Origin of the sequence: Amycolatopsis sp. NPDC057786, from assembly GCF_042797905.1 — a bacterium.
In the GTDB taxonomy this organism is placed as follows: domain Bacteria; phylum Actinomycetota; class Actinomycetes; order Mycobacteriales; family Pseudonocardiaceae; genus Amycolatopsis.
On sequence record NZ_JBHVKW010000044.1, the window covers coordinates 1 to 7,080 of the forward strand.

Annotated in this window: 7 protein-coding genes; 6 read left to right on the forward strand and 1 reads right to left on the reverse strand. The window is 69.7% G+C overall.

The window, feature by feature from the left end:
- Nucleotides 1-225 precede the first annotated feature (225 nt).
- Nucleotides 226-816, reverse strand: coding sequence for a TetR/AcrR family transcriptional regulator (locus ACFVM3_RS22410; protein ID WP_378441393.1), 591 nt, complete (start codon nucleotides 814-816; stop codon nucleotides 226-228).
- 96 nt (nucleotides 817-912) lie between these two features.
- Between ACFVM3_RS22410 and ACFVM3_RS22415 the strand changes: the two genes are divergently transcribed.
- The 6 genes from ACFVM3_RS22415 to ACFVM3_RS22440 all read left to right on the forward strand — a co-directional run bounded on the left by ACFVM3_RS22415 (nucleotide 913) and on the right by ACFVM3_RS22440 (nucleotide 6,710).
- Nucleotides 913-1,545 (forward strand): NAD(P)-dependent oxidoreductase, encoded by a 633-nt coding sequence (locus ACFVM3_RS22415; protein WP_378441395.1) that lies wholly within the window; start codon nucleotides 913-915, stop codon nucleotides 1,543-1,545.
- 85 nt (nucleotides 1,546-1,630) lie between these two features.
- Entirely contained in the window at nucleotides 1,631-2,347 is a 717-nt protein-coding gene (locus ACFVM3_RS22420; RefSeq protein ID WP_378441397.1) for an SGNH/GDSL hydrolase family protein, read from the forward strand.
- Between the two features lie 125 nt (nucleotides 2,348-2,472).
- A complete protein-coding gene (locus ACFVM3_RS22425) occupies nucleotides 2,473-2,652 on the forward strand; it encodes a hypothetical protein (protein ID WP_378441399.1) in 180 nt (59 codons plus the stop codon).
- A 330-nt stretch (nucleotides 2,653-2,982) separates the two neighbouring features.
- Entirely contained in the window at nucleotides 2,983-3,588 is a 606-nt protein-coding gene (locus tag ACFVM3_RS22430; protein ID WP_034319901.1) for an RNA polymerase sigma factor, read from the forward strand.
- Nucleotides 3,585-4,064, forward strand: a complete 480-nt coding sequence (locus ACFVM3_RS22435; protein WP_378441401.1) for a carboxypeptidase regulatory-like domain-containing protein — start codon at nucleotides 3,585-3,587, stop codon at nucleotides 4,062-4,064. Before ACFVM3_RS22430 ends, ACFVM3_RS22435 begins: the two co-directional genes overlap by 4 nt.
- Before the next feature lie 42 nt (nucleotides 4,065-4,106).
- Nucleotides 4,107-6,710, forward strand: coding sequence for a CHAT domain-containing protein (locus ACFVM3_RS22440; protein WP_378441402.1), 2,604 nt, complete (start codon nucleotides 4,107-4,109; stop codon nucleotides 6,708-6,710).
- The last annotated feature ends 370 nt before the right edge of the window (nucleotides 6,711-7,080 follow it).

Sequence of the window (7,080 nt, forward strand, 5' to 3'; positions counted from 1 at the left end):
TCCTTGCGCCAGGCGCAAGGAAGGGGGCCTTCATGTACTGAGGGAAGGCGTGAAGGTCGAGTTTCCTCGGCTGAGCCGCGGGATGAGGGCCTTCACGCGCAGTCGCTGTGACTGCTGATGTCTGTGGGACGCAAGTCGCGATCAACGAAGTCCGTGAAGTCCTTGAGGGACCCAGAGTGCCTCAAGGACGCCTTCACGGACCGCCGTAGGTGTCCGGACCGCCACTCACGAGGCCAGCGCGACCACTAGCGTGCCCGCCAGCCTCTCCGCCCACCGCTCCAGCTCCTCCGCAGACGGCTCGCGATCCTCGAAGGACGCCAGGAACGCGTACTGGAAACAGGCCCCGAGCAGCAGCGACGCCGCCGCGTCCAGGTCCGCGTCTTCGCGCACCCTGCCGAGCCGGACCTCCTCGCCCAAGTACGCGGAGAGGCGCACCAGGGGAACGTCCGGCCCGCTCGCCCGGCTCATGACCCGGTCCCGATGGGCCGCGAGCAGCTCCCGCGAGGAGAACAGCGACACCGAGATGGGGAAGCTCTCCAGGTAGAACGCCAGCGTGATCCGCGCCAGTCGGGCGAGATTCTCCACGAGCGGGTTGTCCGCCGCGGACCTCATCAGCTCGTCCAAGGTCGTCCCGAACGCGGGCAGCCGCTCGGTGAGCACGCTCATGAAGATCTCGGTCTTGTCCTTGAAGTGCTTGTACAGCAACGCCTCGGAGTAGCCCGCCGCCTGCGCGATGGCCTTCGTCGTGGCGTGCGCGTAGCCCTGCTCGCGCATCACCTTCGCCGCCGCGGCGACGATCTCCTCGCGGCTTCCCATGTTCGCTCCTGAGGGCTTCTCAGCGTTCGCTCGACAAGTGGTTAGTGAACACTCACCATAGTGGGTGAGTGTTCACTAACCCAGGAAGGCGTGACCATGAAGCTCACTGTTCTCGGTGCCACGGGCGGGGTCGGCTCCGAAGTCGTCAAGCAGGCGCTGGCCGCGGGGCACCACGTCACGGCGGTCGTCCGCGACCCGTCCCGCCTGAGCGCCGAAGGTGAATTGCTGGAGGTCGTCGTCGCCCAGCTGTCCGAGCACGGCGCGCTGACCGAGGCGGTGTCCGGGCGCGACGCGGTGATCTCCGCCCTCGGCGCCCGCGACCGCAACCCGACGACCATCGTCACCGACGGGGCGCACGCCGCGGTCGCCGCGCTCGGATCGGCGGGTACGCGGCGGTTGCTCCTGGTGAGCGCCAGCGGCCCGTTCGTCGACGGCGACGCCTTCTTCACCAGGAGCATCGTCAAGCCGATCCTGGGCAGGTTCCTCCGGCACGCCTTCGCGGACATGGTCGCCGCCGAGCGGATCGTGCGGGCGAGCGACCTCGACTGGACGATCGTGCGCCCGCCGCGGCTGCTGAACGGGCCGCATACCGGCGCGATCGCCGCCCGCACCGACGGCAACGTCCGCGGGAGTTACCGCATCAACCGCGCCGACGTCGCCGACTACCTGCTCCGGGCGGCCGCGGACGACTCGCTCGTCCGCCAGACGGTCTCGATCGCCCAGGGCTGACTTCCCGCGTTTCGTCCTCTGGATGCGGTTGTCGCGTGCGCGACGATCGCGTTCGGAGGACGAAACGCGGAAGTAGAGTCGCGGGGTGATCAGCCGTGCGGTGGTGCTCGCCCCGATCCTGCTCGCGCAAGCCGTCCGGGTGCGCCGTACGACGCCAAGACTGCCCGGCGCCGCGGGGCCGGGCACCGGCCTCGTGAAGGGTGACGGCCGCCCGGTGCGGCTCGCGGTGCTCGGCGAGTCCACCGTGGACGGAGTCGGCGCGGCCACCCACGCCGAGGCGCTGACCGGGCGGCTCGCGGACGAACTCGCGCGGGACGGCGGCGCGGTCGCCTGGCAGGCACTCGGCAAGACCGGCGCCAACGCGCGCGTGGCGCGCGAGGAACTGCTGCCGCTGCTCGAACCCGCCGACCTCGTGGTGATCGCGCTGGGCGTCAACGACACGATCGAACTGCGTTCGGCCACGCGCTATCGGCGTGACCTGCTCGACCTCGTCGTCGCCGTACGCCGCCGGGTGGGCCGGGTCCCGGTGGTGCTCGCGGGCGTGCCGCCGATGGGCCGGTTCCCCTCGCTGCCGCGTCCATTGCGGGACATCCTCGGCGCGCGGTCGGCCGTTCTCGACGCCGCGGCCGCGCGGCTGGCGCTGCTGCCCGGCGTCGTCCACGTCCCGATGCCCGCCGCGATGCTGGACCCCGCGACCTTCGCCGAGGACCGTTTCCACCCCGGCCCCGAGGGCTACCGGCGCTGGGCCGGACAACTCGCGGACGTGAGCCGGCGGCTACTCAGCGACACCTTTTCCGGATAAAAGCGCTGATCAGGTCACCCGCCTGCCACAGATTAAGAAATTTCCGCGAAAAAGCTGGCTCTGCGTGTATCTGGTGGCAGCCTCATTGCGTCCTATGGAGCAGTCGAGGAAATGAGGGACACCCGATGACGACCGAGACCAACACCGCACCCGTCAACGACGAGGCCACGGCCACCGAGGACCTCGAAGAGACCACGACCCAGGTCAAGAAGACCATTCCGGCGACCGTGCCGGTCCCGGGTCGTCCCGGCGCCGGAGCCGACGGCAACTACGACCCGAACAGCACCGAACCGACGGTGAACTGAACTAACGCAGACAGGTGATGTCCGGAGGCCGAGGGGGCCTCCGGGCATTGCCTCCGGGTGCTCCTTCGGGGGAGGGGGACGCCCGGACGCGGGCCCGTTGGGGAGCGGGCCCGGGGGGAGGGAAAAAGGACCGGCCGGTGCGCAGTCCACACCTACTCGCGCCGGCCGGTGCCTTTGTCCTTCGCCCCAGACCGAGGGGGACGACCGAAACTCGACAAAAAAGTTAGTGACTTGATGTATCCCAGAGCCTCTTGCACGCTCCTTCTCCCCGAAGGGCCCGCGATACTGCCAGCGCCGACACGAAGACACGTCCGAAGTGGGGCAGATACGGTGACCGACGTGCAAACGACCGAGGTAGACCCGCCATGGGAAGGGCTGACCGGTGCCGACCTGCATGCCGCCTGCATGCGCGCGGCGCGGGCCGGTGACCGCCAGGCGATGGACAGACTTGTGCACGAGCTGACCCCGCTCGTGTGGCATGTCGCGCGCGCGAACGGGCTCGATCGCCTGACCGCCGAGGACGTGGTCCAGACGGTGTGGCTCGCCCTCTTCAGTCAGCTCGAAAAACTTCGGGACCCCAAAGCGCTCGCCGCCTGGTTGATCACCACCACCAGGCGCGAGGCCCAACATCCCTTCGGCCGTCGCGCTCAGCCTGTTCCGCTGACCGACGAGGTGGCCGAGAACATGGAGAGCACTCACCCGGCCCCCGAGGAGGAAGCCGTCCGCGCCGACCGGGATCGCCGGGTCTGGCGCGCCTTCCTCCGCCTGCCGCACCGCTGTCAGCAGCTCCTCCGGCTGACCGTGCTGGCCGGGCGGGCCGAATACCAACTGGTCGCCGAAGCACTCCGTATGCCGCGCGGAAGTGTCGGCCCGACCAGGGGCCGTTGCCTCGAATCGATGCGCGACCTGCTGGCCCACGAAGGGGGAAGCCGATGAACGACCTCGGGACGCCGGGGGAGATGACCTCCCCGGGCGATGAGGCCTTGCTCGCCGATATCGGGCGTTTCATGGACGAACTGGACCCGCCACCGGGAGACCTGGTGCAGCGGGTTCAATTCGCGCTCGCGCTCGAAACCCTCGACGTCGAGGTCGCCCGCTGGGAACGGATGGACGCCACCGCGGGCGTTCGTGGCAGCGACACCGGCACGATCACCTTCACCGTCAGCGACCTGACCGTGATGATCAACCTCACCAAGATCGGCAAGAAGCACCGGATCGACGGCTGGCTCGTGCCCGCCGGCGAGTACGGAGTGGAGGTTCGCGTCGCCGAACACGGCACGAGTTCCACCACCGCCGACGAGGGAGGCCGGTTCGTGCTGGACAACGTGCCCCAGGGGACCACTCAGATCGTGATCCACCTCGGTGACGTGACCTGCCGCCGGACCGTCGTGACACCGACAGTGGTGCTGTAACCGGACGGCTGTTCCGTTATGCGGCGTGGGTGTGCTCCCATAGTGCGTGTGCCCGCGCCGTCTCTTCCTGCCGTCGATCCCATAGCCGAGGCGGCAGCCGATCTGCATCGCCAGGCAAGGGCCGCCGCCTCCGATCACGGACCGGGCGCGGCCATCCGGCTGCTGCAGCGTGGCTTGTCCTGCCTCGGTCCGGTCGAGGCAGGCAACGTCGAACGGCTGGAGATCCGCGTCCGGATCCTCATCAGCCTGGCGGCCGCGGAGGCGGAGGTCGCGTCCCAGCAGGACGGATTCGCCCGGCTCTCCGAAGCGGAACAGGTCCGGCTCCAGTTGCCGGAAGGCGATATCCGACGCGAGCTGAGCTTCACCGTCGTGCTCCAGCGAGCCGTGGTGCTGATGAGGTCCGGGCACCTGGACGAATCGCTCGCTCTGTACAACGCCGCGTTGCCGAACCTCGTCGAGGAAGCCGCGAAGCACAGCCTTCTGCTCACCCGGAACCTGGTGAACCGGGCTTGGCTGCATCTCCAGATGAGCAATCCGGACGCGGCGCACGCCGACCTCGTCGCCGCGCTCGATATCGCCGTCGAACACGGGCACCGGATGCTCGAAGGAAAGATCCGGCACAACCTGGGTGATCACGCCCAGTTGCTCGGCGACATCCCCGAGGCGCTCCGGCACTACGAGCAGGCGGTCAGGATCTTCGTCACCGATGGGCAGGGTTCCCTGCCGACGGTGCGGCTCGACCAGGCGAAGGCACTGCTCACCGCCGGTCTCGCCGAAGAGGCGGCGCGGCATCTCGACGAGGCCTTGCCGGAGTTGCGCCGCAACGGATCGGTTCAGCACGAGGCGGAGGCACAGGTCGCCAGGGCGGGTGCCGCGATTCTGGAACGCGACTACGCGTTGGCGAAGCGACTAGCGGGTGCCGCCCGCCGGAGTTTTCTCCGTCGTGGCAAGGGACATTGGGCGGAGATCGCCGAGTTGACCAGGCTTCGCGCGGACGCGGTGAAGGTACTGGCGGACCGGGAGAAGAAACCGTCCGCGAAACTGCCGGAGCGGCTGGCCGATCTCGCCATCCGGCTGGCCGGGCTCGGCCTGCGCGACGAAGCGGGCGCGGCCCGGATGTTCGCGGTGCGGCTGCTGATCCGTCGCGAAGAGACGGTCGCCGCGCAGGAACTCCTGGCGCAGGTACCGAAACCGCGGCAGACGACGCCGATCGACCACCGCATGCAGCTGCGGTTGTGCCGGGCCGAACTCGCGGTGGCGTCGCATCGGCCGCGTTCGGCGCTCGCGCAGGCGCGGGCCGGGCTGGCGGAACTCGGGCAGATCCGCGACCGCATGGGCGGGCTCGACCTGGTCTGCGGGACCGCGGCGCACGGCGAGGAGCTGGGCAAACTCGCGCTCACCCTGGTGCTCAAGAAGGCGAGGCGCAGCGGCGCCGGGGCGAAGAGCCTGTTCGCGTGGCTGGAACGCACGCGCGCGCAGGTATACCGCTACGAACCGCTGCCGGTCATCGAAGATCCCGCGCTCGCCCGGCACATCAACGAAATGCGGCACGTGCAGGGCACGATCCAGGCACGGCGGTTGTCCGGCGAACCGGTCGGGAAGCTCGAGGAGCGCTACGACCGTCTGCAGCGGGAGGCGACGCGGCTCGGGTGGTACACCAGCCAATGGGGTCGTCCGCGCCCGGTCTCGACACCCGAAGAGGTGGTGGAGCGGCTCGGCGATCGCGTGCTGGTCAGCCTGATGGGGTACCGCGACACCTTGTACGCGGTGGTCGTCGACCGCGGCCGGTTCCGGCTGCTGAAGCTGGGGCCGCTCGCGGAGATCGTCGAGACCGCGCGGCAGTTGCACGCGGACCTCGACGCGCTGGCCCCGGACAATCTGCCCGCGCCGCTGGTCGAGGTCGTCACCGGTTCCGCGCGGCGCCGGGCGGACAAGCTGGACAAGCTGATCTCGGCGTCGCTGGCGAAGACGCTGGAGAACCGCGAGCTGATCATCGTGCCGATCGGCTCGCTGTACGCGTTGCCGTGGGGTGCTTTGCCGTCGCTGCACGGATATCCGGTGTCGATCGCGCCGTCGGCGACCGCCTGGGTGACCGCGTCCGGGCGGCGGAGCTCCGGCCCGGTCCTGCTCGCCGGCGGGCCCGGTGTGCCGGGTTCGGTCGGTGAGGTGCGGAACCTGCGGACCGTGTACCCGCAGGCCCGTCTCGTCGACGGGAAGGACGCGACCAGCGACGCCGTACTGTCCGCTTTGGACGGTTCCGGGATGGCGCATCTGGTCGCGCACGGCGCGCACGAACCGGCGAACGCGTTGTTCTCGCGGCTGGAGCTCGTCGACGGCCCGTTGTACGCGCACGAAACCGCCCGGCTAGCGAAGCCGCCGGAACGGGTGGTGCTGGCCGCGTGCGAACTCGCGATGAGTCATATCCGGCCCGGTGAGGAGGCGCTCGGTTTCGCGGGGACGCTGCTCGCCAGTGGTTCGCGGACGGTCATCGGCGCGATCGCGCGGGTCGGCGACAAGGCCGCCGCCGCCGCGATGTCCGACCTGCACCGGCGGTTGGCTTCGGGGACCGCGCCCGCCTTGGCGCTCGCGCAGGCGACCGCCGCCGATCCGCTGCGGCGGCCCTTCCTGTGCCTGGGCGCGGGCTGAAGGGGACTTTCACCGCGTCCGGCGATTTCGCGTGATGGGACGGACGACACGCGGCGGAACCCCGGCCGCGGTCGTGTCGTCCGTCCAGCCACGCGTGTCGTCCGCCTGATCACGCGAGTCGTCCGATCCCGACCCACTCGGTACCGGGGTTTCCTGTACTGCCCGGGTCCTGCTGGGTGCCGGGCTTGGCCGGAGGGGTCGCGAAAGCCACTTTCGCAACGTTGAGGGTTGCGAAAGTGGCTTTCGCAACGTCGGCCGTGGCCGGGTCCGGCACCGCCCTGGCGACCGTGTCGCGCAATCCCCATTAGGGGCCGCTTGTTTGCCCCAAAGGGGGTTAGGGGACACACCCCCACAAACCCCAGGAGGGCCC